The 24,673-nt window shown below is 33.2% G+C and carries 20 protein-coding genes; 1 reads left to right on the forward strand and 19 read right to left on the reverse strand.

What is annotated here, in order from left to right; all coding sequences use genetic code 11:
* Nucleotides 1-103: 103 nt before the first annotated feature.
* From LU635_RS05825 to LU635_RS05845, 5 genes are read right to left on the reverse strand one after another with little or no spacing between them, the layout of a single operon-like run.
* Nucleotides 104-1,519, reverse strand: a complete 1,416-nt coding sequence (locus LU635_RS05825; protein WP_240097155.1) for a tetratricopeptide repeat protein — start codon at nucleotides 1,517-1,519, stop codon at nucleotides 104-106.
* Between the two features lie 3 nt (nucleotides 1,520-1,522).
* Nucleotides 1,523-3,661: an ATP-dependent DNA helicase gene (locus LU635_RS05830; RefSeq protein WP_240097157.1), complete on the reverse strand. Its 2,139-nt coding sequence runs from the start codon at nucleotides 3,659-3,661 to the stop codon at nucleotides 1,523-1,525.
* Nucleotides 3,662-3,712: 51 nt separating this feature from the next.
* Nucleotides 3,713-5,914 carry a DNA-binding transcriptional response regulator gene (locus LU635_RS05835; protein WP_240097159.1) on the reverse strand — a complete coding sequence of 734 codons (2,202 nt, stop codon included), beginning with the start codon at nucleotides 5,912-5,914 and terminating at the stop codon, nucleotides 3,713-3,715.
* 2 nt (nucleotides 5,915-5,916) lie between these two features.
* Nucleotides 5,917-7,335, reverse strand: a complete 1,419-nt coding sequence (locus tag LU635_RS05840; protein ID WP_240097161.1) for a hypothetical protein — start codon at nucleotides 7,333-7,335, stop codon at nucleotides 5,917-5,919.
* Nucleotides 7,332-8,540: a reverse transcriptase family protein gene (locus LU635_RS05845; RefSeq protein WP_240097163.1), complete on the reverse strand. Its 1,209-nt coding sequence runs from the start codon at nucleotides 8,538-8,540 to the stop codon at nucleotides 7,332-7,334. The genes LU635_RS05840 and LU635_RS05845 overlap by 4 nt, the downstream gene beginning before the upstream one ends.
* Nucleotides 8,541-9,059: 519 nt before the next feature.
* On the opposite strand from LU635_RS05845, the gene LU635_RS05850 reads away from it, so the two are divergent.
* Nucleotides 9,060-10,067: a helix-turn-helix transcriptional regulator gene (locus LU635_RS05850; protein WP_240097165.1), complete on the forward strand. Its 1,008-nt coding sequence runs from the start codon at nucleotides 9,060-9,062 to the stop codon at nucleotides 10,065-10,067.
* Here LU635_RS05850 and LU635_RS05855 read toward each other — a convergent pair.
* The 14 genes from LU635_RS05855 to LU635_RS05920 all read right to left on the reverse strand — a co-directional run bounded on the left by LU635_RS05855 (nucleotide 10,064) and on the right by LU635_RS05920 (nucleotide 24,673).
* On the reverse strand, nucleotides 10,064-10,501 hold the full coding sequence (locus LU635_RS05855; RefSeq protein WP_240097167.1) for a hypothetical protein: 438 nt from the start codon (nucleotides 10,499-10,501) through the stop codon (nucleotides 10,064-10,066). The genes LU635_RS05850 and LU635_RS05855 overlap by 4 nt on opposite strands.
* Nucleotides 10,502-10,602: 101 nt before the next feature.
* Nucleotides 10,603-12,510 carry a DUF2075 domain-containing protein gene (locus LU635_RS05860; protein ID WP_240097169.1) on the reverse strand — a complete coding sequence of 636 codons (1,908 nt, stop codon included), beginning with the start codon at nucleotides 12,508-12,510 and terminating at the stop codon, nucleotides 10,603-10,605.
* Nucleotide 12,511: 1 nt separating this feature from the next.
* Nucleotides 12,512-12,841, reverse strand: a complete 330-nt coding sequence (locus tag LU635_RS05865; protein ID WP_240097171.1) for a nucleotide pyrophosphohydrolase — start codon at nucleotides 12,839-12,841, stop codon at nucleotides 12,512-12,514.
* Between the two features lie 147 nt (nucleotides 12,842-12,988).
* Nucleotides 12,989-13,543: a hypothetical protein gene (locus LU635_RS05870; RefSeq protein ID WP_240097173.1), complete on the reverse strand. Its 555-nt coding sequence runs from the start codon at nucleotides 13,541-13,543 to the stop codon at nucleotides 12,989-12,991.
* Nucleotides 13,533-13,841, reverse strand: a complete 309-nt coding sequence (locus LU635_RS05875) for a hypothetical protein (RefSeq protein WP_240097175.1) — start codon at nucleotides 13,839-13,841, stop codon at nucleotides 13,533-13,535. Before LU635_RS05875 ends, LU635_RS05870 begins: the two co-directional genes overlap by 11 nt.
* A 27-nt stretch (nucleotides 13,842-13,868) precedes the next feature.
* A complete protein-coding gene (locus LU635_RS05880) occupies nucleotides 13,869-17,225 on the reverse strand; it encodes a TM0106 family RecB-like putative nuclease (protein WP_240097177.1) in 3,357 nt (1,118 codons plus the stop codon).
* 195 nt (nucleotides 17,226-17,420) lie between these two features.
* Nucleotides 17,421-18,134 (reverse strand): hypothetical protein, encoded by a 714-nt coding sequence (locus LU635_RS05885; protein ID WP_240097179.1) that lies wholly within the window; start codon nucleotides 18,132-18,134, stop codon nucleotides 17,421-17,423.
* A 158-nt stretch (nucleotides 18,135-18,292) separates the two neighbouring features.
* The gene (locus LU635_RS05890; protein WP_240097181.1) at nucleotides 18,293-19,423 is read right to left on the reverse strand and encodes a phospholipase D family protein; all 1,131 of its coding nucleotides are present in this window, start codon (nucleotides 19,421-19,423) and stop codon (nucleotides 18,293-18,295) included.
* Between the two features lie 170 nt (nucleotides 19,424-19,593).
* Nucleotides 19,594-20,028 (reverse strand): hypothetical protein, encoded by a 435-nt coding sequence (locus LU635_RS05895; RefSeq protein ID WP_240097183.1) that lies wholly within the window; start codon nucleotides 20,026-20,028, stop codon nucleotides 19,594-19,596.
* Between the two features lie 13 nt (nucleotides 20,029-20,041).
* Nucleotides 20,042-20,803: an HNH endonuclease gene (locus LU635_RS05900; RefSeq protein WP_240097185.1), complete on the reverse strand. Its 762-nt coding sequence runs from the start codon at nucleotides 20,801-20,803 to the stop codon at nucleotides 20,042-20,044.
* A gap of 176 nt (nucleotides 20,804-20,979) precedes the next feature.
* Nucleotides 20,980-21,732: an HNH endonuclease gene (locus LU635_RS05905; RefSeq protein WP_240097187.1), complete on the reverse strand. Its 753-nt coding sequence runs from the start codon at nucleotides 21,730-21,732 to the stop codon at nucleotides 20,980-20,982.
* Nucleotides 21,733-21,889: 157 nt separating this feature from the next.
* Nucleotides 21,890-22,255, reverse strand: coding sequence for an HIT family protein (locus LU635_RS05910; RefSeq protein WP_240097189.1), 366 nt, complete (start codon nucleotides 22,253-22,255; stop codon nucleotides 21,890-21,892).
* Entirely contained in the window at nucleotides 22,255-23,286 is a 1,032-nt protein-coding gene (locus tag LU635_RS05915) for an HNH endonuclease family protein (RefSeq protein ID WP_240097191.1), read from the reverse strand. The genes LU635_RS05910 and LU635_RS05915 overlap by 1 nt, the downstream gene beginning before the upstream one ends.
* Before the next feature lie 151 nt (nucleotides 23,287-23,437).
* Nucleotides 23,438-24,673, reverse strand: coding sequence for a phospholipase D-like domain-containing protein (locus LU635_RS05920; protein ID WP_240097193.1), 1,236 nt, complete (start codon nucleotides 24,671-24,673; stop codon nucleotides 23,438-23,440).

Here is a 24,673-nt window from a genome sequence, read left to right on the forward strand (position 1 = left end):
TTATTCTAAATTTGCTTTTTCATCTTAAGATCAGGCAATATAAGGAGATGCTTCACAACGGTCTAGTTTGTTAATTTTTGTGTATTTATTTCTAAATGCATTCTCAACTAATAAGTTTTAAAATTCGAACCCTTTCTCCTTTCCCTTTAGGGTTAGGGGTGATGGTATATAGCAAAGTGCTGCCAACCGTAATTTTAGGGGTAAGATAGAAATTCGATGAAATTGAGAAATATAACTCCGTGCCATCATCATCAAGAAAACCATCTTTCCCTCTTTCATTATCATTCAGTATTTTAATTACCTTTCCTCTTGAACCAGTAGTTTTTTTGGTAATTTCTTTATTCTTTGCAAAACTGCTCCAATAACGGGAGAGTTCTCTTTTAAGCCCCTTGATATCAGATGGAGATATAGTTTCAAAAGAAAAACTGGAAAGGGCATCCCGGAGCTTTTGTGGAATTTTCCATTGCTCTTCTGTCCTGATTAATTTTGCTAATGAAAAATGTTTAAAAGCTAATTCCGGTTCATTTTTCTTTTGATGGATTTTACCCATTAAGAATAGCAAGTCAACTTTAAATTCAAGAGGACCAAAATTATTTATGGCTTCTATGCTCATTCGGAATGCCTTGTCAATTTCTTCCTGTTCGTAATAAAGCTCCGCTAATTCTTTCTGAATAAACCATTCTTTCTTTTTTTTAAGGATCGATTCAAGCTCTTGAATGGTTTCGTCTGTATTGCCTAAGTTTTTCTTGGATAAAGCAATTCTTCGCGAAAACCAGATTTCGTTAGAGTAATGGAATTTTTCAATTTTTTCTAAAGCCTCTTTGGATTTATCGAAACAATCCTGCCATTGCCCCAGCTTCATTAACGCCTTAGTTTTGTATGCATACCAGTTTTCAAAATCTGATGCCAGTTCCATATCTATCTTTTTCCCCCTTTTTTCGATCTCAATAGAATCACATTTTTTCGATAATTCACCCGGGTTGAATTGGTCACAGAAATCATTTATAAGTTTCCAGTTGGGAGCTGCTTTTTTCTTTTCACTCTTTAGAACTACCGAAAATAAATTGGATATCAGTGTCTGGTTAAAGTCATTTTTATTAGCAATTAGATATAAAATAGCCTCCTCTATTTTTTGAAGTAATTCTGTCTTGGAATAATGAAAATCTTGTACTTCAGTCTCTTCCTCATCATCTTCAAATTGGTAATCTTCTTCAGGAGAATGCTGCATCTGATTTTCAGCTTTGTATTTGGACCATAGCAACCACCCATAAGCGTTAAGGACCCTTTCTTTTGTGTCACCTTTAATTTCGATACCATAATGATTAAGAAATTTAAGGCCAGCATCAAGAAATGAGGATTTTCTTAAACAGGTTAGCATATCGGCAATGATGTATTCATTTCCTGAGATCTGTTCCTTGCGAAAGTTGCCTTTATTATCCTTAAAATAAGATAATGCATCCTGATATTTTCCCTCTTTTTTCAGTTGACTTATTTGTTGGCTGAAATCAAATAAATTCATGGTTTAATTTTTTACTTCAATTGGTTGAGATTTAAGGGTAGCAAGTTTGGAAATCAGATTATTTAACTTAATGTCATTAATACCTTCTGTTGATTTTGGCATTGCCCGAGTAATCTGATCATTCTTATTAAAGTAGAATTGTATCAAAGCAGCTTTAGCATCAGTTTTTAAATAATAATTAACCAAATAGTTCGCTTTTTTTTCTTTTACATTGGTTATTGCCACTCCAGATTCATCACAAGCTATTTGAATTAAGGAATAGAGCTTTTCTAAGAAAAGAGAATCGGGTTGATAATTAATATTAAAAACCTGCTGATAAGGAGCATTCAATATTTTTAGAAGTTCACTTGCAAATTCATCATTAGTCGGACTTTGTAAGGTAAAATCATGGAAAATACCTGCACCATTATGTATCCCGTCAACTATAATTTTCTTGTCCTCGAAACGGATCTGATAACGCTCAAGATAATCTCTGGTTGTGATACCTGTAATTTGAAATTCTGATTCTTTAAGTTTATCTGTAATCTCCCAGTATTTCATGCTCTTTCCCAAATGATCTTCACTTCCATGAAATGGTGAAACCGGAATTTGGGATAGATCGAAATAATCCTCAGGAATTTTGGTTAAGTCTCCAATAGAAGAAATTTTGAAATTAGAAAATTCACTCAGGTGGGGAGCATTGGCAGCATAACATTTTCTTATTGCTCTTGTAGTAGCAGTATATGACCATTTTAAAGGATCATCTTTAAGACTGTTTCTTCCGAAGTAATCCACAAAGACAGTATCCCACTCGCCACCCTGAGCCTTATGACAGGTAATAGCGTAGGCATATTTTACTCTTAATGCATTGTAAAAGGGATCGGTTTTTAATGTTTGTTTAAACTCTTCTGATCCTTCCTTATAAGAAACTTGTCCTAACTCTTTTTTTCTTTCTTGTTCTGAATTAAATCTCATTACAAAATCTATGTAAAGTGCTTTCATTTCAAGGATACTGAGATCCCTGTGAGGGGAATTAAGCAAAGAATCAATTATGTAACAAGGTATTTCAGTGGGAAAATTTTCAATTCTAATAACGATCTTACGGAAATTTAGATCTATATATTTTTTGATTCTTTTTCCGTTCACAGTATCATAGACAGGAATATTTCTTCGAGAGATAATCTCTCTATTAACTTCCATAACTTTAGCCATATCTCCATTCATAAGTTCAGTAGAGTATGAATGGTAATTGTTGTTGGCGATGATCAAAAGATCGCCTGGTAAAATATCCTTTCGCCCGGGATTAAGTTTTTCCTTAATGGCTCTATTATATGACAGAGCTTGTGAATTACTGAAGCAGATAATTATCCCCCCGCCTATTTTGGGGATGGGATTTTCATCTACATATATGTTTGCAATTTCTGTGTTGCTGATCTTAATAAAGGAACTATTATCATAGATCAATTCTAAACGATTTCTAACTTCTTGCTTTAGCACATCTCTTATGGCTGTAGCATTAGATAAAATTGAATTCTCTTCTTGCCTCCTAACCTTTCGTAGAATAGCCAATTCTACTTTAAAGCCCTTTTTAATAAAATAGCTACGATCTAGCGCAAGAGAATCAGGATCACCTACTGGCGGTAACTGAGCCGGATCTCCAACAAAAATGATCTTGTTATCTGATTCGGGTAGTTTAGAAAAGGTTAGTAAATCATTAAGTAGTACGCCAGTTCCGAAAGTAAAGATTTCGTGGTGAGATTCTTTTGAGGAGATCATGGAAGCTTCATCAATAATAAGCACCGACTTTACCGGGCTTTCATCTAAAGGGAATTTAAATTTAATGCTCTTACCAGCATCTTCTTCATCAATTTTGGGTTCAATTGCAGAAAGGTTATATATAGTTTTATGGATTGTACAGGCTTCGCCCACTTTTTCTCGTAATATCTTTGCAGCTCTTCCAGTAGGAGCCATTAACAAGTGATTTGTTTTCTGTTCTAGTAGATAATCAGTAATCCCTTTTAGCAAAGTGGTTTTACCACTACCCGCATAACCCTGGAGTATGAAAATTTCCTGATCACCAGTTAGAAAATCTCCTAACTTACTGATCGCTTCTTGCTGATCACGATTTAAAGAGAGATTCGAGAAGTGGTTAAAAATGCTCATTATCTTGTTTCTTTTTACAAAGGTGATTTTAACTTGTGCAGAAGAAGTGCATTAAATAACATTTTTTAGTCCGTTGTAGATTACTTGATGCAGCCATATGAGATCATCATTTACAATTATAAATTTTTCTCCTGTAGTTGTGTTTGAATGAATAAAGTCATTTCTTTTCTTGACAATATTACTTAACTCTTCTTCAGTAAGAGTTTCATTAGTTATATGATCAATGGTATTTAAAATTTTTAAATGCCATGGAATATTTCTACCACATTTCAAAATTGAATTTGTTTTCCTATAATACCCAGGACGGTTTTTATCTTCAGTAAAAAATTTTAGGCTTTTATCTGTTCCTCTGTATTCAAACTTGTAAACCTTTCTTCCTTTTTTTCCATTTTCCGTTTTAATAGGGTTATCAACGTTTATAACACGATTTGCCAAATTTTCAAGCACTGAAAACATAAAAAGAAATGAAGATGTTTTTTTAGAATCATTTGTATTACCATTTTTCAATATATCTATGCTAAGTTTGAACCATTTCAAAACTTCGTCGACAAATTCCTTTGGTAAAGGATTTGGAACTTTTTTGTATTCTTTTCTCGGCAATAATTCCTTCTCAAGTATTCTATAGTTTTCATAAAACTGTTTTAGAAAAATGAGTTCTGCTCTTTTGGTCAAAATTTCAATCATTCCATTTATAGCGCCCGAAGTAAATTCTGGATCTATGCTATTTTCTGGAGATTCCTTTATAAGAAAACCATCTGATCCGGCTTTCTCTAGAGCTTGTAGATTCCAAATTTTGTTGGTTGCAGAGAAAATAATTACCTGAATCCCTGGATTTGATGCCTTTATTGCCTTTAGTAATTTTAAGCCTGTTACTTCCTCTATACTTTTAGCGCGGAAATCATCCGGATGAAGGCGGAAATCTAGCAGAACTATATCAATATTTTTATCTCCAATAGTTGCAAGTGATTTTTCAATTATTTCCTCTCTGGTTAGAAAGTTTAATTCATCATCTAAATAATGAAACTCAAGGCGATTTTCATCATAGAAAATTTTACAAAAGATTTCGTACCAGCCTTTGTTTGCTTCATCGTCTATGTAAAGTATTTTTGGGCTTAAGGAAGGTTTGATCTTTAAGTTTGCTTCAGGAATAGTAAATAAATCCTTTACAGGATAAATAGTTTTTAAAAACTTAAAATATAAGTGATGCTGAACTTTATCTGTGATAATCTCAATATCATCATCATTAGCTTTTAATGCAGAACTCCATCTATATATGGCCCATTCATTAGCTATACTGTGGTTGTCTTCATAATTTTTTGGAGGCTCGAGTTTAATCTTCTTTAGTTCATTAGGTAACTCCCCATTTGTAATTGCGGGTCTTTTTTTATTTGCAGCTATTTCAAAAGCTTTCTTTTTAAAATCGACTATTTCGACATTTTTTGTTTTGAGTATATCAAAGTATTGGTTTTTAATTAACTCTTCTATGTTTATTGGGCTGTAAATAAATATTGATGAAACTTTATTTGGAGTATTAGTACAACGAATGTGAGTAGCCAATCTTAATCCATTATAGTCTGAGAGAGTTGGACCAAAACATAATGGAAGAAAAATTATATCATATTTTTCTTCTGTTAGTTCTTTTACAATTTTCTGAGACAATTTTTCGTCAGAAACGTCATTAAACAAAACTGTTTCTTTAGCATTTTCTATAGGATTGGAAATATTCAATTTTGCTGGTCGAAAAAATAGGATTTTAGAAGAGACTATTTTTGCACTGGGCTCTTCTTCCGTTAAATGTAAACTAGATTCCAACTTGCCTACCAATTCCTGTTCAACATCAGGATTCTCCCCAAAAAGAAGATAGTTAAGTTGAAGATCACCTTGCAGGTACTTTTGAATAAAAGTTTCCAGGTTTTGATATAGGGTTGAAACAGGGAGATGAGCAACGTTGTTCTCAATGTTTCGGGAATTTTTACTACCACTAAAAAAGGCCAGCCAATTTTTTTGCTTACTTGAGAACTCATCAAGATCACTTCGTTTTACTGAAGCTTCAAGTTTTAAATTAGTGTGGTCCAGAAAAGATTCATGGTAAAGAATGATATTATTATCTCGGAAGATTTCTTTCCTCCTCTTCGATAACTCCTTTAGATCGTAAATTGGTTGAATAATGTGTTCATATTTTTTTAATTTTTGGAGATTCCAACCATAATCATTTTCCTGTCGGAGCTTCTTGTCATCTATGAGATATATCATTATTATTTTTTTCTAAATTCAAATATATGTTCTACTCCTTCAAAGAAATCTAGTGGTTCAGCAGTTCGTGGTTTACCATTCCAAATATTAACCTTGGCAAATTGTTTTTGATCAAAATCTGCACGTACATAAAAATTGCACATTCCATTTAATTGATTGTCTATCAATGCTTTATATGTTTTACCCAGAGGTCTTTCAATTGTGTCAATTAAGCTTTTGTGGTAACTTGTGTTTAAGTGATGAATTGAAAGTTCAACACCTCCGGATGTTTGATAAAATGACAGCTTTACCCGAGGCATTTCCTCTATTTGCCTCTTCAAAATTAAATCTATGATAATGTTGTAAGCTTGAATTAGCTTATCAACATCAGTAAACAATTCAATATTTGTGGGAAATTCCTGGTTTTCAATCTCAAAATCAATCTTCTCATTCCAGTTTTTAATCTTGTTTTGAAGGAGTAAAATTTGTTTTAGGGAGTTGTCTTGCCTAATGTGGAAAAGATGTTTGAAATGAATTACCAGATCATTAAATGTTTTTAAGTACTTATTGAAGTTTTTAGATTTGATTGCTTCGGAAAATTCAAAACCAATTATTTCATGACTTTCAATTAAACCTGGGTCAGGGCATGGAGGAAAATTTTCATTCATTTTACACCATTTTTTTAATTCTTTACTTGACCAGCTAAATTTAATGTTGTCGCCAGACCAACCGTCTCCTAAATCAACCTTATAATAATCTTTTCCGGTTAAATATCCACGGATAAGAGCTTTAACCCTTGAAGGTGCAAAATGATTTTTCTCATGCCTTTCAAATGCTTTTAATATTGCTTCCAGGTGTTTCGGAAATTGATAGGTTTCTGTACCGCAATAATCATTTATTGTTACTAATTCATTACTATCAATTTCGTGACAAGTTGATCGAAGAATAGGATCCTGGTTATAATCGTATAAATATTTATAAAGACTAACAGGAGAATAATATGAAAGACTATTTTTCTTTGACTCATTCTTTCTGTTTTTCATTTTTTCCAATATCTCCTTCACCCTTTCATCACTTATAATTTTTTCTTCTGTTGAATTGCGCATTTGACTTTCTGATGACTTGATAGAATTATTTTCCTGTTCTTCATTGCCATTTGACTTAGTAATAATTTTCACAGTGTTCTCATCAAATTCTGGAAGGCCGGTAAAGCCACTAGGATTTGTTCCTTCGAAATTCTTGGAGTCATTTTCTACATAAGTCTTTGACGTTCCGATTCCCATCTTTTTCTTTATCAGCTGAAGCTCTTGTAATATGAGTTTGTCTGATCCATTCTTGCCAATATCCCTCATGGCAAGCTCAAAAACTTTGCTTTTCTGCTCGGATGTGAGTTTAGGGTTAGATAGAAGGTTAGTTATAAACAAGGTTTCCGCTTTTTTCATAATGTAAGTATGGTAGTGGTTAGTGCCTCAGAACTTTCTTTTTTTTCGTAATATAACTCCATAGCCTTATTAAGGCCTTCCTCATCCCAAACTTTGAGGACCCTATCTACAAGTGGAGACCCCATACTCAATTTTAAGAACCTTCCCTGTAGTTTTTTATAAGTAGGATCATCTGTACCTTTTACCATTTTCAGGAACTCCAGTTTGCCGGCTAAAACATTTTCCATTTCAGGATGATCAGGCTTTACATGTCCTTTATCTTTTAAGTAATCCTGGGTAAAAATTTGTTCGGCCTTTTTTGTCCCATATTTTTCCCAATAGTATAGCCACATCCTTAATTGCTTCGTGTAGTTTTTAGGAACATTTATTTTTTCATTGACCACAAGTCCCGTGGCTTCCTGACGAAACCCTGTTTTTTGAAGTCTGGTTTTGGACGGATTGATCTTTAGGAGCTGATCTTCTTCTATGATACGGGTCAGTTCCGATTGGAACTCATTTTTATTATATACGTTATGGGAAGAAGAAAAAGTGATGTCATCTGCGTACCGTGTAAAATTCAGGTTGAATCTTTTCGCTAGACCTTTCAGGCGCCTATCTAGATCCCTGCAAAGAATGTTTGAGATGGTCGGGGAGGTAGGACTACCTTGGGGAAGAACCGTTTTGATATTACCATCTATTTTAAAGGGATGTGTACATAAACAAGATAGAAAAAAGGCTAGTTGCTCTTTGTTCCTATCTTTTCTTAAATTGAATGGCTTTTTCATGAAGCCTAGTTTAACCCTGTTACGGTCAAAGGAGTGGAAAAAATCCTGTAAGTCCAGATTGTATACATAATGTTTATCGACATGAGGCTGAGCATTATCGACTATAGATTTTTCCTGTACAAACCCTGTTGCAGCGGGATGGGCTTCATATACGGCCTGAAGTATAAAATTAAGTACTCTCAAAATAGATCGTAGACCTTTAACTGGAGCATTGATTATTCTCTTAGCACCATTCTTTTTGGGAATATCAAAGGAGGTGTACCTTTTTTTGCAGAAGTCGGGATTGGCATAATAGTTAAGAGCTTTGAGACGAAAAACTTTACACTCGTCTCCATACATCATTCGTTTTGCTTCATTCAAAAGAACTAGAAGATCCTCTTTAGATTCGAGTAAAGCGAATTTTTTGCGAATGTAGGTTTGTTGGTCAGGGCTTGCTTTCATAATAACTTTTGCATTAATTCTTCTAATACCTGCCCGGATACTCTTTAAGTATATATTATAAAGCAATTTCAATAATCAGAACTAATTCATTTGTCTTGAAATAGTTTATAATAATAAATCATAAAAAAATAATAAGTGGAGGTTTTGAAATTTAGGATTCAATTCCTCACTAACCTTTGGCCGACTAAAAGTCGGGTAAAGATGCCGATCATTGTCCTGATAATTTCAGGACCAGCACCCAAATTCAATATCTCTGTGGGCAGGTATTTCAAAGAACAATGCAAATAAATGCATCATCTGTGCAGTCTAACTGCACAAATAATTTTAATTTTAATCTTTGCTTTATTACAATCCAGAATTAGTAGGGATGGGGCAGATTGTATCATCTCAAATATAAAATTTTAATTTATATAGTTTTTAACATATCTGTGAAATAAGGATTTTTTTGATATCATAGATATGCTGATAAAAAGAGAATAATTTAAAATTGAAGTTTTTAGATAACTTTAAAAAAAGGCCATGCCAATTACGAAAAATGCTCTTATAAGATATCAATGTCTTGATCGTTGTTTTCGAAACCCAGGTAAACGTTATTATATTGAGGACTTGCTTGAAGAATGTAATAAAGCTTTATGGGAATTAAATCCTGACTCTAATGGAATTAGGAAGCGGCAACTATATGATGATATCACCTTTATGACCTCCCCCGAAGGTTGGAGTGCGCCCATTGAGAGGGTCAGGGATAGCCGTCGGACGTACTTCAGATATGAGGATCAGAACTTTTCTATCAATAACCAACCGTTGAACGAGCTTGAAGCAGAACAGCTAAAATCGGCAATCTCAATTTTGGATCGGTTCAAAGGTCTGCCTCAATTTAAGTGGATCAATCAGTTGTTGCCTAAACTTGATCAGGCCTTCAATATATCTAATGATTCTGAAGGGATCATTAGTTTTGATAATAATGAATATTTGAAAGGTATAGAGTTTATAGGGCCTTTATTTAATGCCATCCTCTATAAAAAGCTTCTAGAAATCAATTATAAGTCATTCAAAAATCCGGAACCAGTAGAAATAATTTTCTCTCCATATCATCTTAAGGAATATAATAATAGGTGGTTTGTATATGGCAAGAATAATGACTTTGATGGTCTAATCAATTTGGCCCTTGATCGGATAGAAGAAATTAAGGAGTTAAAAGGACCTTATGAATTTGCGAATGTGAATTTTGAAGAATATTTTGAAGATGTGATTGGCGTATCAATTTTTCCTGACCAAAAACCAATTAAAATAGGTTTAAGGGTTGACCAAAGTTTGTGGCCCTACATTCAAACCAAGCCATTACATGGATCTCAGAAAACTAAAGAAAAAGGGAAAGATTTTACAATTATATCTATTGAGGTTGTTCCAAATTTTGAGCTTGAGAGTATAGTTCTCCAATTTGGAGAAAAGATAGAGGTGTTAGAGCCTGAGAGTTTTAGAAATCAAATTAAAAATAGAATTATCGCAACCTCTAAAAAATATCTTTAGTAATGTTTTGTAGGTTCTTTTAACCAGGCATTTAATTCTTTATAATTCTCTTGAAAAACAACCTTCAATTCATCTTGAGACATTCCATCGTATGTTCCTAAAAATTTATGGGTCATATCAAGAAAAGGATCAAATCTTCCGTATACTAAAAACCTTATTCTATCACCTGTTTTTATTAATGAACATTCATTATAAAATGGGAGAGTTTCTTCAGAAATATAGCGAAGCGATTTTTTATAACAAATTGCTTTCGTTTTTACGGGTTCTGCATTTTTAAAATCAAGATGTTCAATTGTTAACCAAATACTATTATGGTTTGCTTCTTCACCAATTTCTAGTATCCGGCAGGGAATAACATAAATATCTTCATTATAGAAGTCACTATATTCTTTTTTAGGTTTGGTGGTCAGAAATTCCTTTTGGTAAAAATCCATTAATTTGCTTTTATTATACTTTAAATAATTTTAAGCCATAAATCAGTAATGTGAATGTCTGGATAATAAGGATTAAATTTCATTACTGACGGTTTGGCTTGCTAGCGACTAATTATTGATTTAGCCTGCGTTTTTTCCTCTATTCTACGTTTAAAATATTTCTCAGTTTCTTTATTAGTGAAATATACATAGCATCCCAACATTCCTCTAGTCATCAATGTGCGATAAATGTTCTTAACATGATTTTCAAAATTTTCTTTCCCTCTCTTTAAAGTAGGGTCTTCCGTTGCAGTAATATCAGCTTTAAGTGAGTCGGACTCTGGATCATAAACAAGATCGTCGCCTATAATAACGCCGATGTAGTCAAATTCAAAACCTTGGGCAGTATAGATGCAACCAATCTGTTTTATACCTTCAGGACGGTATGCCCATTCAAACCACTGTACATATCCTTTTGGAGGACGAATTTTACTGTGAGTTTCCCAAGGCATCGCAAATGAACCAATTTGAACATCATTTACTAATTCACCATTCGCATCAAGTTTTTTACTCCATGGCCAGCAAAATCCAGCTACCAATCTTGCAGAATTAGGTTTCTCTTTCTCCTTTGAAGCAATTGTGCTATAAAGTTCCCGCGGAGAATCGAAAATTTGAAAGTCAAACTTTTCATCCTGTTTAAGAACTTTTTTTTCATCGGTATAACCAAGAACTGATTCAAGCCACAGTAAATAATCGTTGGACCCCATGCATCGGAACTGGGTTTCTAAAGTTACCTCTGATATATTGCGATTGTATTTTGCAGCAGCACTTCTTATCATGTCTGAATGACCAATTTCCTGAGATCGGACATTTTGCCAATCATCAATAAAAAAGACAGATACTTTGGCGCAACGTACTAGTTGTTCTACCTGGGGCATATCGGTTCTGTGCTCTGGTCGGGTATATTGAAAGTTGCTTGTTTTTTCTATCCGGTGAGCTTCATCCACAAGTAGTAAGTCTAGTTCTTGCTCATTTACCCGAGATGGAGTAAAACGGTAAAGGTTTGAGATTAGGATACGTCCATTGGGGCCCACTAATTTTTGAATACCCGCGGTGAAAGGTTTCGATTTGCATCCATAAAATACGTTCATATTGCGTTTAGCTGCTTCGGCCAAGATATTCAATGCTATTAATGATTTACCAGTGCCGGGTCCTCCATGAACGATAATAACTTCTGATTTTTTCTGTTTTTTTGCTTTTCTGACTTTTGACCAAATCAGATTTTTAGCGACTAATTGTTCATTTAATAATGAAAATACTTCTTCATTTTTGATGACATTAGACACATTTTCTAAAAGTTTTTTGCTCGGTCTTATTGGACTTTGCATAAAACGATTAAAAACTTCTGATCCTTTACCTGCGGATAGCAGTATCCCAATTTTATCCGCAATGGCACGCACATCATCTTTAGTATACAATGGGTAATTATCAAGGATTTTCTTGTAGATGGGATCGAAAAGCCCTTCATCATCAGTGCGTGAATAGTTATGGCAGTATGCACAGCTAAATAGCTGCATTTCGGGCAATGTTTCGAATTCCTGTATAAAGCCCTTAAGGTAATTATGGTAGCCTTTAGCTTGTTGGGAAGGATGGGGGACAATTCGATCCCCACCGCCCGTGTAAGTTTCTACAAAATTACCTTCGTCAACGAGTGCGGTGACTGAAGACCATTGTTTTAATTCAATTAGGACAACATTATCATTATTATCCTTATCCTTTCCAAATAGAAGAACATCGACTCGACTCTGGTTATAAGGCACTTCGTATTCGATAGCAATAATGTTATCTTTCAAATCTGCCAGTTCAATTAAGTCCCTTACTCTTGGAAGAGAGTTTTGCCATGATGTAATTTCACTTGGATGGGGTTCCTTATTAAAGCGTAGGATAAATGATTGCAGCATTATATCACTAAGTCGGTTCTCTCGAACATCCTGAACGAATTGGCAGGTAGTATCCTGGTAAATCAACATATTACAGATCAGTATATTTCTTGGCGGTCCCTTTTGACTTGTCCACTGGATATTTCTCTCCGTTTAATTTGATCTTATCCAGTACAATATCTCTTACATTCAAATTATGTTTTTCTGCAAGCAAGAGACAGAAGGCAAAAATGTCAGCCAACTCTTCCTTCAGTTTATCAAGATCAAAATCTTCTTTTTCTTTCCATAGAAATAAGTCCAATAATTCTGAGGCCTCACTATTAATTGCAATGGCAAGATCTTTAGAGTTATGAAATTGCTTCCAATCCCTTTCGTCACGAAAGCTGATTAATGCTTTAGTCATTTCTTGTAATTCTGTCATATCTCTTTTTATTTAACTCAAAGTTTCGATTATAGAATTTTGCTCCAAAGAAGATACATAAATCCCTGGCTTTTTTTATTTGGTGATTCTAAACGTTTAATTAAATCCATTGCCCAACCGAATATGAGTGAGTGGGACATTCATCTTTCAATAACCCTTTAAATTTAATTTGCCGTTATACTTTTTATCTAAAAGGTAAAGCAATCTATCGGCTGTGGAAAAATGAATATTATACTCCTCACATATTAGGTGTAATTTTTCTAAATATTTAAAATATAGTTCGATCTGCTCATGAATATTGCTTAATGAATAATTAAGCTTTTCTCCAAAAATATATCGATAAACTCGTTGATCCAGAATTTGATAAATATTTGGGTTTTTAAACCTTAGAATTGTTGATGCCATAGCGAGCTGGATTCCTTGCTGATTCTTACCTAATAAGTGTAGTAGGATTTGCTCTGTAAGTGATTTATCTAGACACCTATCTTTTTTTCTTATTTTGTTTAATAGACTTAAAGTTTTTTTGTTTAACTCAGCATAACGATTTACTTTCCATAAGACTATTTCATTAATAGTATTTTGATCAAAGTTGTCATTTATATTATCAAGCTTTAAGGTTAAATTTTTTTGATATTTATATTCTTCTAAATTAATCACTTTTACATTGGTATTGTAAATCGTGTTGATTTTCTCAGATTGCATTCTCTAAAAGTATTTCAAGGGATTTTTCCAATGAATTAAGAACATGATCTTTATTCTTTAACTCGACGGAATAATAAATTTTGTATTCTAAAATAAGTTCTTCTAAAGAAAATTCTTTACTTTTTTTAATAGTTCTTAAAATTTTTAATTTTTCAGATATGGTAGTTTCATTCCATTCCTCGGAATTACAATCAAACAATGTCCTTAAAGTTCTATGTTTAAAGTTCTTTCCAAAAATTTTATCAATAGTTTCTTGGTAGTGTTTCATTTCTCCGTTATGTCTTAGGTTTTTGATCATCTCAAGCTAGTATAGTAGGTCTCTTATTTAAATTGAAAGTTCCTTAAACCTGCAAAATGCATTCACCAACTTTATTTGGTGTGGGCTTTTGCATTCCACCTCGAAAATTGCAGGGTTTGCCACCATTATAAATCGGGTTCGGGCTCTGGAAACGGCAACATTAAATCGATTAGGGCTAAATATAAAATCCATTCCTCGAGGTGCATCTTCCAAACTTGAAGTGGCTACAGAATAAATAATGATGGGAGCTTCTTGACCTTGGAACTTGTCAACTGTACCTACCTCCAAATTTGGCATACGTTGTTTGATTGCTTGTACTTGTGCATTGTAAGGAGTAATTACTTTTATTTCATTGAGGGTCAAAGCGGCTTCTTCACCATTTTCATTGATAAATTTCACCTCACCACAAGTAAGATGATTAATAATTTCCACCACTTTCTCAACTTCTTCATTGGATGAATTGATGTTTCCTGTATGTTCTATCTCTTCCAGGTATAATCCCGCTCCTCCATATTTTGAGCCTATTATCTGCTGTTGATCAAGATGTTCTTTTGATTGCAATCTGTTCTCATAAAAAAGTTCAGACACGAAATTATTTATAGACGAATGCATCCGCCAGGTTTCAGGCAAGAATACACCTTGCTCATCAGATATAGTTTTCTGGTTCTGTAATACATGTTCTAGAGCCGATACTTCAGTTCCGTCGGGATGTACGCCTTGTTGGGGTTGTTTTAATTGTTGTGGATCACCCAAAAGTACGATGTTAGAACAGCAGTGGGAAACTGCAAGAGTATCAATCAATGATAATTGACCGGCTTCATCCACAAAGAGATAATCCACGGTGTTTTCATAAGGTGGCTTACTCCACATAAATGAAGTCCCTGCGATAACATTCATACTGCCAATGGATGCTTGGATAGTTTTTTCATCTTTACTAACTGTCCATGGAGAAGGATGATCTGGATCTGGTTCGGTTTTCTGAATCATTTCAATATTGAGCCCTTCTTTTTCAGCTACCTCCCAAACTTTCGTAAGTAAATTTGTGATCACCTTATGGCTAAGGGCAGTAATCCCAATTTTCTTTCCTTGTTTTACCAAACGAACAATAATATGGCTTGCCGTGAAACTTTTTCCAGCACCTGGAGGACCTTGAACCGGAAGATAGCTGTGATCAAGTTTCGATGCAAAATCAAATGTTCTCTCAACAATATCATCAAATTCAACTGGTTCTTCCGTTAAACTCGGGATAGAATTTATGAGAAGTTGTCTTGCAGCTCGGTACATTTCATCGGCGCTATCCATGCCTTTATCTACCACCCATTCTACTAACCTGATAATAGCTTCTTCCTTGGAAGTAGAAATAATTGATTCTAAACTCATAATCGAAATCGGGTGGGGTATATCGATTGCAGTTGGTCCTTTTTTGATTCGGATTATATTTGCGTCAAGGTCTATTTCATGAATGGTACCTAGTCTGTTATTTAACTGGTCCATTACTTTCTGACCTGGGCGCAAATCACATTCTTGAGTAGGAAATTTATAGGTGTCAATTACACTTCTTTTTTCAGGTTCTCGATTACCTGTGTATTCTAGAAAAGGAATTGCCTTTCGTTCTTCCAAGAGCTCATCTTCTGGAAGTTCTTTTAATCGGAAAAACTCCCACCAGTAAGACTTATTCTCTCTACGGTACCAATCAAGCATATGGGCAAGAATATATTGAGCCTGTTCAACTTCATTTCGGTCTGAATTTATTTGAGGCACGTCATCAAGTAAAGCATCCAAAATTGGCTTAATACGTTCTTGATGGGTACTGATTTTATCACTGGCTTCACCATCGCCATCTACAGGTCTCGTAATATTTTCGCCATCGCTGATTAGCCCTGCACGAATATTTTCTAGCCATGCTTGAAGGCGAACCAATGATTCGCAGTCATCTTGATTGTAAAGTTGGACTGCGTCTTTGTTTTCCTTTGTTAATTTATCAATATTTCCAGTTTGTAGAAGTAACTCCAATTGTGATTTATGACTTGAGAGCTCTCTCAAATCCATCTGGCGCTCGTAACCAAAAAACACTTCCAAATCTTTGATCGAGTACCTTTCCACACTAGCTATTACAGACTGTTTAACAATGTTATAGAGGTCTACAAATGTATTTGACCTTAAAAACGTGTCAATCTCATTTTCTCGAGATGCATATTTTCCCATCAATCGTTTTAAGGCAGTTACTTCATAAGGCGCATAATGATATATATGAAGTGAGGGATCTTCTTGTTTTAGTTTAAAGGCAAAGTCAATGAATTGTTCAAAAATCTCTTTCTCTTTCGTTTCATTTTTAGCCCATAAAGCGTGGTATTTTCCATTGTGTACATAGCCAATGATGTACTCAAGGCCATCTGGTTCAACCATCCTATCTCCTTCAAAATCCAAGTAGATATCATTTAAAGAAGGTTCTGGTAGTTTGTTCAGCCCTTTATCATCTTCTATGTCTAAGGTTTTGTAGATCGGCTCAAACCCTTTTTGTCTGCTCGTATATTGTACACGAGCCTGTTCTCGAAGTTTATTATATGTCTCTTTAACACCTTTAGAAGGATCGAAAGGTACAGGTAAATTAAGACAGGCTAGTTTTTCTAGGGTGTGAACATCATGCAGATTGAGTTCCTTCATCTGGGATTTACCCATTCCAGCCACGAAGGTTAGGTGATCATCTTTTCTTCTAATAGCATTACAGTTCTTCCACCACCTGCAGATATCGCAGTGGGCGACGGGCTCAGGGTAGGTCTCTTTATCATTGGAAATTGCTTCTTCCAGATTCCGTTTGACGAGCCGAATATATGCAGCATGTTCATCATAACGATAGCGTTCTTTGCCTTCAGGCTTTATAACACCCATGTATTCTGGAGAAATTCCTTGGATTTGAGCAACACGCTCTGAATAAAGACCAATTTGGAGAATTGTACCAGCCTTCGTTTCATTCGCCAGCTTGGTGTCCCATACCTCGTATGACCAATCTCCTAATTCACTTGGTGCATTAACCTTCTTTAAAAAATCAGCCCATCCGCTCCATTTACTATTTTCTTTCAACCTCGCCTGGTAAATAACATCAATACCAGCTTTCATAGCATCTATTGTATGCTTCTCAGCATGAGGATCATCAGTACAAATCTCTGCTACAGTTTTTCCCTGGCTCTTGATCTCATGTAAGTGACCTTCTTCAAACTCACTCCCCTTCTCTTTGAGCATTTGCAATACCCGATTGGTGTAAGAATCAGGATCTGCAATTTCACCTCTTGCATGTTGTTTGTTAAGTTGAGTGAGATGTTTACAACTGCTATGAGAAGATAAATCGGATGGACTATAAATAATCTGGTTGTTCCTGTATTTCATTTTAAATTGGAGAAAAAATTGTTTTTAAGAAAATATAGTTAACTGACGAATGGCATTTACCCAAATGCCTATATTATCGAAAGACATTGTAGTAGGGAACGAGATGTTGTCGATTTCGACTTCGTTTATGAAGTTAGTAATTTTCTTTCTAACGGTGTCGCCTATTTGCGATGAGCCGTTGTGGTATGCGGTAATTTATTGGAAATATTCAATTTCTCGTTTAGTAACAATTTTCCAACCACTATTCTTAATATGAATTCGCTGTGTCCAGTTATTGTTATGATCATATTTATATTCATATATTTCAATATGGGTCATTTCTGATGGACTAAAAAATTTCCTTATTTCTATTGTATTACCAAAATCATCATATTCATAACTTGTGGATCCTGTTGATTTTCCATAATCTTGGTCATAATGATTAATCCTAGTTAAAAGACCATTTTTAAAGTGACTTTCAGTTGTACAGATTCCATTATACGGTTTTAATAGTTTTTGCCTTAAATTTCCTTGGCTATCGTATTCATAGAGCGTTTTTGTAAATGCACTTCCATTTTTATAATATTCGGAAAGCAATCTATTTTCAATATCATAATTAAATTCTTTCCGAAATTGTTCTGAACCATCTGATAGAAATATTTCAGAAATTAAATTATTATTTTCATCATAATTCAGTTGATATCGAGAATGACTGTTGTTGTACCTTTCTAATTGAAGTCCATTTTCATCATAGATTGTAAACCATGAATAGGCAACTGAACCATCTTTATTCAAGCTATCATTTTGTATTTCTTTTCCTCGTTCATTGAATGATAATAAATTTATATTTTTAGGTACTAATGGACTGAAATCATTTAAATCTTCTATTTCTTCAAATTCTATTAGTTTAATCTTTTTAAATTTTTGCATAATAATTTTTGTTTATAAATAATTGCATATAACGGTTTCGATTATCGCAAGTAGGTGGAGAAGGGATGCGGAGGTGTTGGCTATTGATCAAGTTAATTATTTTATTTCTAACGGTGCCGCCTATTTGCCAATGAACCGTTATTGTCAAATTATAGTAGCTACCAATCATTTAAGTTAGTAGTCGTTTGTGGTAATTTTTTTAAAAAACTACCTGGAACTTTTCCAGTGATTTGAAGAGCATCTTCGAATTGTTGATCTAGCCAATTGGCAGAATTATGTGTAATTCTAGTATATGCTTTTCTCATCAAAGATCTTTTTACTTCTATATCTCTTTCTCCATTATCATACCTTTTTCTTGTTGAAGGGAAACTATCATATTCAAACTTTTCCATTAAATCTGAAAGTAGTATTCCATCGCTCATAGTTCCATTAAGAAATATTGGATTTTCAACTCTTAAGTAAACTGGCCATTTCTTTTTCCATTCACGTTCGTGCTTCTCTATATCTGAGGCAATATCTCTCCCTTCTTTAAACTTTAGAGCCGTCGCTTTTCCAAAAATTGCATAATCATTTGGATTCTCAGTCATTCTTGCCATATATATAATATCTCCATCTTTAACCTGTCTAGGCTTTTTATTTATTGGAAAACCGCAAGCATAATGGCATAAGGCACGATCTATTTCTTCCTTAACTGGAAAATCTAATTCTACTCGATTATCCGCTTTTCCAAAAAATTTGATAAAATAATTTATAGAGCTATTAAAATTAGATTTGGTTGAACCATAATCTGGTAAGGTTGCTGCTTTACCTTTGCTTGTGTTAACATTAGATAGTTTACTTTCCCATTTAAGGCATTCATTTATTTCCAATTTCTTTCCGGCAATATTTTTCAAATCTTTGAAATGGTTATGAAGATCCGCTATTACTTTTTTATCTGTTAAGTAGATTCCACATTCCATATTATTTCTCAATCCTCCATTAGTAAGGTTTGCAGATGTAATAATTGCAGCTCTCTTATCTAGTAAGTATACTTTACTATGTAATCCTTTTATTCCGTAAATATGGGCTCCATTATTAACAGAAAATTTAATTCCATCTAAACTTGAAACTTTCAATGCGAAATCTTGTAGATTATATCGCGTTATTAATTCAAAATTTTGAAAATTAAAGTTCTTCTCTATTTTCCTTAGTATTTGTTCACCTACGAAGGGAGATATAATTCTTAGATTTTTTGTTTTTGGTAGTTCCTGAATAAATTTATCATACCAATTCTTTAAATAAATTTCCATTAATTTCTATAACTTTTGTTCAAGCCTTGCAGTTATCGGTCTCAGTCATCACAAATTGCAGGAGTAGGGATGCGGATTTGCCTGATGAACCATTTTCTTTGTTGATTTCTAAAATTACACTTTTTCAGCTAAACTCGTTATTTGAGGTAAACCACTGTTGTGTGAAGTTATTAGAAACTTAAATAATATAATATTCCGACTCCTATTGATCCAAGTAGATAAAGAGATCCAATTGCAATCTTAAAACCATTTTCTAATTTTGTATACTTTCTAGCGCCTTTTCTATAGATTTCATTCCCTTTCTGATACCACTCTGCTTTTTCCATACTTTTCTTTCTGGCAAATTCATTTGATATAACTGATAATAAAATAGGTACAATAAAAAATCCTGCAAGTATTGAAAGTGAATTTAATAAATCAATACTTTCAATTTTATTATAAAGGTCGGAACAGGCATATAAGCCTACTCCAGAAATCAAGAAAAATGCTATATACGTTCGTCGTTCATAAAAAGTTGCATCTTGATGATAATGAATTATCAATTCGTTTTTCAAGTTTTTTAATCTATTTTTTTCCAATTCAATTTCATCAAAATTTGTGTTCATATAATCTTCAGTTTTAATCATTAAGAACGCTAAGAGCCAAATCTATATCTGTTAATTTTGTAAGCATAACAAAGTCATGAAAAAAACCTTCTTTTGCTTTTACAGACTTCTTCAAATATTCTTCAAATTCTTTTTCATCAACGTATGAAATCGGAAAACCAAATACGTGTCCTAGAAATTCAATTTCTATGAATTTATCATCAGAACATAAATATTTCATTCTATCAAAATATAAAACTGGAGTTTCTGCTTCTCTATCAAACATAAGGAATGCACCAAATGATCTTCTGAAGTAAATTATTGGTAAATCATCTAAATTATATCTTGCAAACTCTCTTATAAAATCAAACTTTTTCTCATAACCTATATCCTTTTGTCTGTTAAGTTCTTCTAAGAACATTTTGTATAAGCCTCTTTTGAAAGCTCTACATAGTTCTTTTTGGAATTGTGCAGAAAACCTAAAGGATGGTTTTATTGTTAAACTATATTTTCCATTTTTTGACTTAACCTCAAAGAACTTTGATTTGAATCTACCAACTTTTCTTTTTGGGTTTTCTTTTAAAAATCTTTTTCTAGATATATTAAATGCTTCTTTTAAAGCTTCTTCTATTGAATATTGACCATTATGATTATTTCGATTACCAAAATATTCATTACAACTGTCACAGACATTATTGTTATAGGATTGTCCGCCAAGGGATTTAGGAATAGTATGTGCTTTTTTTTCAAATGAAACTATTGTTTCATTTTTTTTACACCATAAACATTTTTTCAATTCTTAAGGTTTATATTTTTTGAATTACTATAAAAAATTGCACACAACGGTTACTGCAAGTTGCGGGAGTAGGGATACGGACTTGTCGGTTTACCGGGTAGATTCTTGATTTCTAAAATTACAATTTTCTCTAAACTTCCCGGAATTTGAGATGAACCGCTGTTGTGCACAGTATATTACTGTTGAATTATTTCATGGCCAGACCCATAACAACGAAAACAAGTGCCACCATTCACATGACTAAACTCAGGAAAAGATCCTTTTCCATAACATCTATTGCATGGAATCAAATTGTTTAAAATGTTATTATTTTCATCGTAATATGGGATCTTGTAATTTTCGTGAGCTATTTTATGACAAACATTACAAACGGTAATATATTCATTGTCATCTTGATCCCAAATCTCTTTATTTGTTCTATAACATTTGTGGTGAATTTCTAAGTATTCCTTTTCCTTTATTACTCCTTGAGTATCATTGCGAGGATTTATTATCCAAACACCATTAAGATCGATTGTGTATTTATCTATGTCCTTATCTAAAAGATTTTCAACATTTATTTTTGGGGAATAATCATCTATCCCATAATATTTATCTTCAATTAAACTCCCCTTAAATTCCTTATTTTTAAAGCGTTTATCAATAAAATTTAATACTAAAATAAATGCCGATTTATCTGGGATTAATTTATTCGATTTGGCAATTATTTTAATTCCTTGATTTTGGTGGATGGTTAATTCTAAATGATTAATTAAAGCTTCTTTTATAACTTTTATTTCATATTCTCCAGTTATGAAAGAAACAATTGAATCCTTAAAATTAGATTTATTAAATCCGCACCTTTGGCATGTAAAATTGTCTCGATTTAGGATTTCAAGACGTTTCCTTTTCCATTCTCCAGTTTCTAATAGGTTAATATATTCTTTCACTATATAATATATTGTGCACAACGGTCTCGGTTATCGCCAGTTGGCGGAGTTGGGGACGCGGATTTGTCGGCTTAGTGTTGGTTTCTTAGTCAAGTTAATTATTTTCTTTATAACCGTGCCGGCTATTGGCGATTAACCATTGTTGTTGTGCGTTTTTCTAGTAATAACCTTTTCCTTTTACGCAATGTCTTATTCCACCTCTTGGATCCTCCATATCGTTCTTATATCTAGGAATAACGTGACAATGAAAATGCATTACAGTTTGTCCTGCAACTTCTCCGCAGTTCATACCAATATTGAATCCATCAGGAAAGTTTTCTTGTTGAATTAATTCTTTTGCTTTATCAATTAAATCTGGCAATTCTAATTTCTCTTCATCTGATAAAGAGAAATAATCACTTTTCTTTTTGTTAGAAATAATTAGAATATGGCCCGGTGATACAGGATAGCGATCATAAATAAGGAAAAAGTTATTTCCTTTATATAACTTATTTTCTTCTGGGATTTTTTCAAACACACTCATTAAATGCTATTGTCAAGTTTATCTTTTGGAGACCAAGTTAAAATAGAATTCTCTAATGCTACATCATACTGTTTTTGTAAAAATCTTCTTCTGGATTCTTTTGTTTTTCCAGTTTGATTTACAATAGTTTCTCCTAAAGGATGTTTACTATCAATATAGTATTCGTTTCTTTTATAAAGTTTTTGAAGATATTCCACTGTAGGTATTTTTGTTCCTTTTTCTCCAATAGAATTTATTGTTGGATGAGCCAAAACCAAATTCCATACTCCATTAATATTTGCTGAATGTTTGATGTGTTGGAGTTTATTTACATGTGGTAAAAAATGATCAACATGACAGAGATCAATGTTTCCAGATTGTAATGAAATGTTGTTATTGCTATAGAAGCACTTTCCTTTTTGATATCCGTTTAAAGCATTTCTTGCAGAAGTAATAGATTTTCTTCTCATTATGTTATTTTCAAGGAAAAGAAAATCTAAATCGTCATCGTATTGTACTTCTAATATGTTTGGATTAATTTCCAAATTCCAGGCAGTCTCAACAAGTTTCCATCTTGCTTCAACTTCGGAATCGAAGTTTTGAAAATGGTAACTTTCTTTCAATTTCAAAAGTTCATCTCTTACTACAATATTTTTATTCCCGTTTTTGAAATCTTTCTCGTAAAATAAATTAGGGATTTTTCCTCCGTTTATATTTTGAAAGGCGTCAACTACATTTACGAAGCCTAATTTTTCTGTAATAGTAATTAAGGCATCCTTCTTAAGTTTACCATCATTAAAACTTCTACATGCATTTAAAAAATTGCTAGAGTTTGAACTACCTTGTTTATCATTAATCTTTAAGTGTTCTGTAATGTGCCTTGAAAATGGTTCTGCTAAATCAATCAATGATACTGTTGTAGTTTCTTTATCAGCGATTTCCAATAAACTTTTTGCAAAAGCAAATTTATAAGTGGCAGAATTTTTACCGAATAATATTAGAGCTCTCCATTGAGATTCTAAGGTCGGATCATTTACTTGGAATTCTATCATAGTTTGAAAAATGCGCTACAACGGTCTTGGTTGAGGCAAGTAGCGTGGAGTAGGGACACGTTCTTGTCGGCTTTGTTGTTATTTACTAGGTATCTAAAATACACTTTTTCGACTAAGCCCGCTATTTGCGCTTAACCGATGTTGGCAAAAGTTATAATCTATCATTGAAGATAAGTACAGGACAATCTACATGCTCTATAATTTTCACTTCATATTGATCTTTAGGTAAAAGCTTTTCAATTTCCGCTGGGTGGCCCCATGGAGTTTTGAATTTTTCTGGTTTAATTAAAAAAGTCAGAAATTCGTTGGAAATAAGACCATCCTCTATAAAGCTTTTAAATTTTTCATTTTTATATTTTACTAATTTAAATTCTTTACCATTAAACAAATAATAGAAATCTCCTTTACCTTTATTATCATTTCTTAAAGAGAACTTGATGTTTGACTTTTTCGTTTTTGACCGTAGAAAGTTAAATTCTATTTCAAACTCTTCTCCTCCAATTTCTATTTCACGCCATTCAAAAAAATTGAAATTAGTTCTTATGAAAGTTATTCTACTAGTGTGCATCCTGATAAATGCCATTTGCATAGTGGAATAATTTAATCCTGGATAATAGTAATATTCCTCTAAAGATATTTTTTCTTCAATTCCTTTTTCATTGGTTTTAATCCATTCACAGAGATTATTATTTTCACCTGCGAAAAATGAATAGTAGTTATAATCTGGTGGTGGTAGAGTCTTGTTCACAATGACGGAACCTTGAGCGAACCGTAAAATAGGGTCATAATGATTTGAATAAACTGAGTTGTTTTTCTCTATTTTTTGATAGTAATTAGTTAGAATTTCATCTATTCCATTTTCGAATTTATTTTTAAGGGCCGAAATTTCATCTTCATTTTCATCTACATGTTCTTTTAAACTCTCTAATAATTCTATGCTTACATCCTTGGATTCATAAAACCATTCTTCTAAAACATTTAAGAAATTAGTCCCTTCGAATGTTACATTGCTTATAAATCCAGCCTCTTTATTTTTACGTCCTCTGTTCGTGAAATTTTGCGAGCCTAAGGAAATGTACTTATGATCAACCATTAGGATTTTAGCATGTAATCCCTCTAAATTATGAATTGCTACTCCATTGTTTATTGCCTCTATTAAGGCATTGATTTGATAATCTTTTTGAAATAGGTTATGACCTTCTAAAGATGTAATAATATCGATTTCTACCTCGTTCGATGCAGATTTTAGTAATTTATTTACAGTAGAATCTAAATATGGCGTAAATATCTGTACGCTTTTATCAGCTTTTCCAATCAATTTTTTCCATTTGTAGAATAAATCTGTTGGATAAAAGTTTTTGAGGGATAAGGAATTATTAGTACTCAA

It is taken from the genome of Christiangramia crocea, from assembly GCF_022410465.1.
GTDB classification, from domain to species: domain Bacteria; phylum Bacteroidota; class Bacteroidia; order Flavobacteriales; family Flavobacteriaceae; genus Christiangramia; species Christiangramia crocea.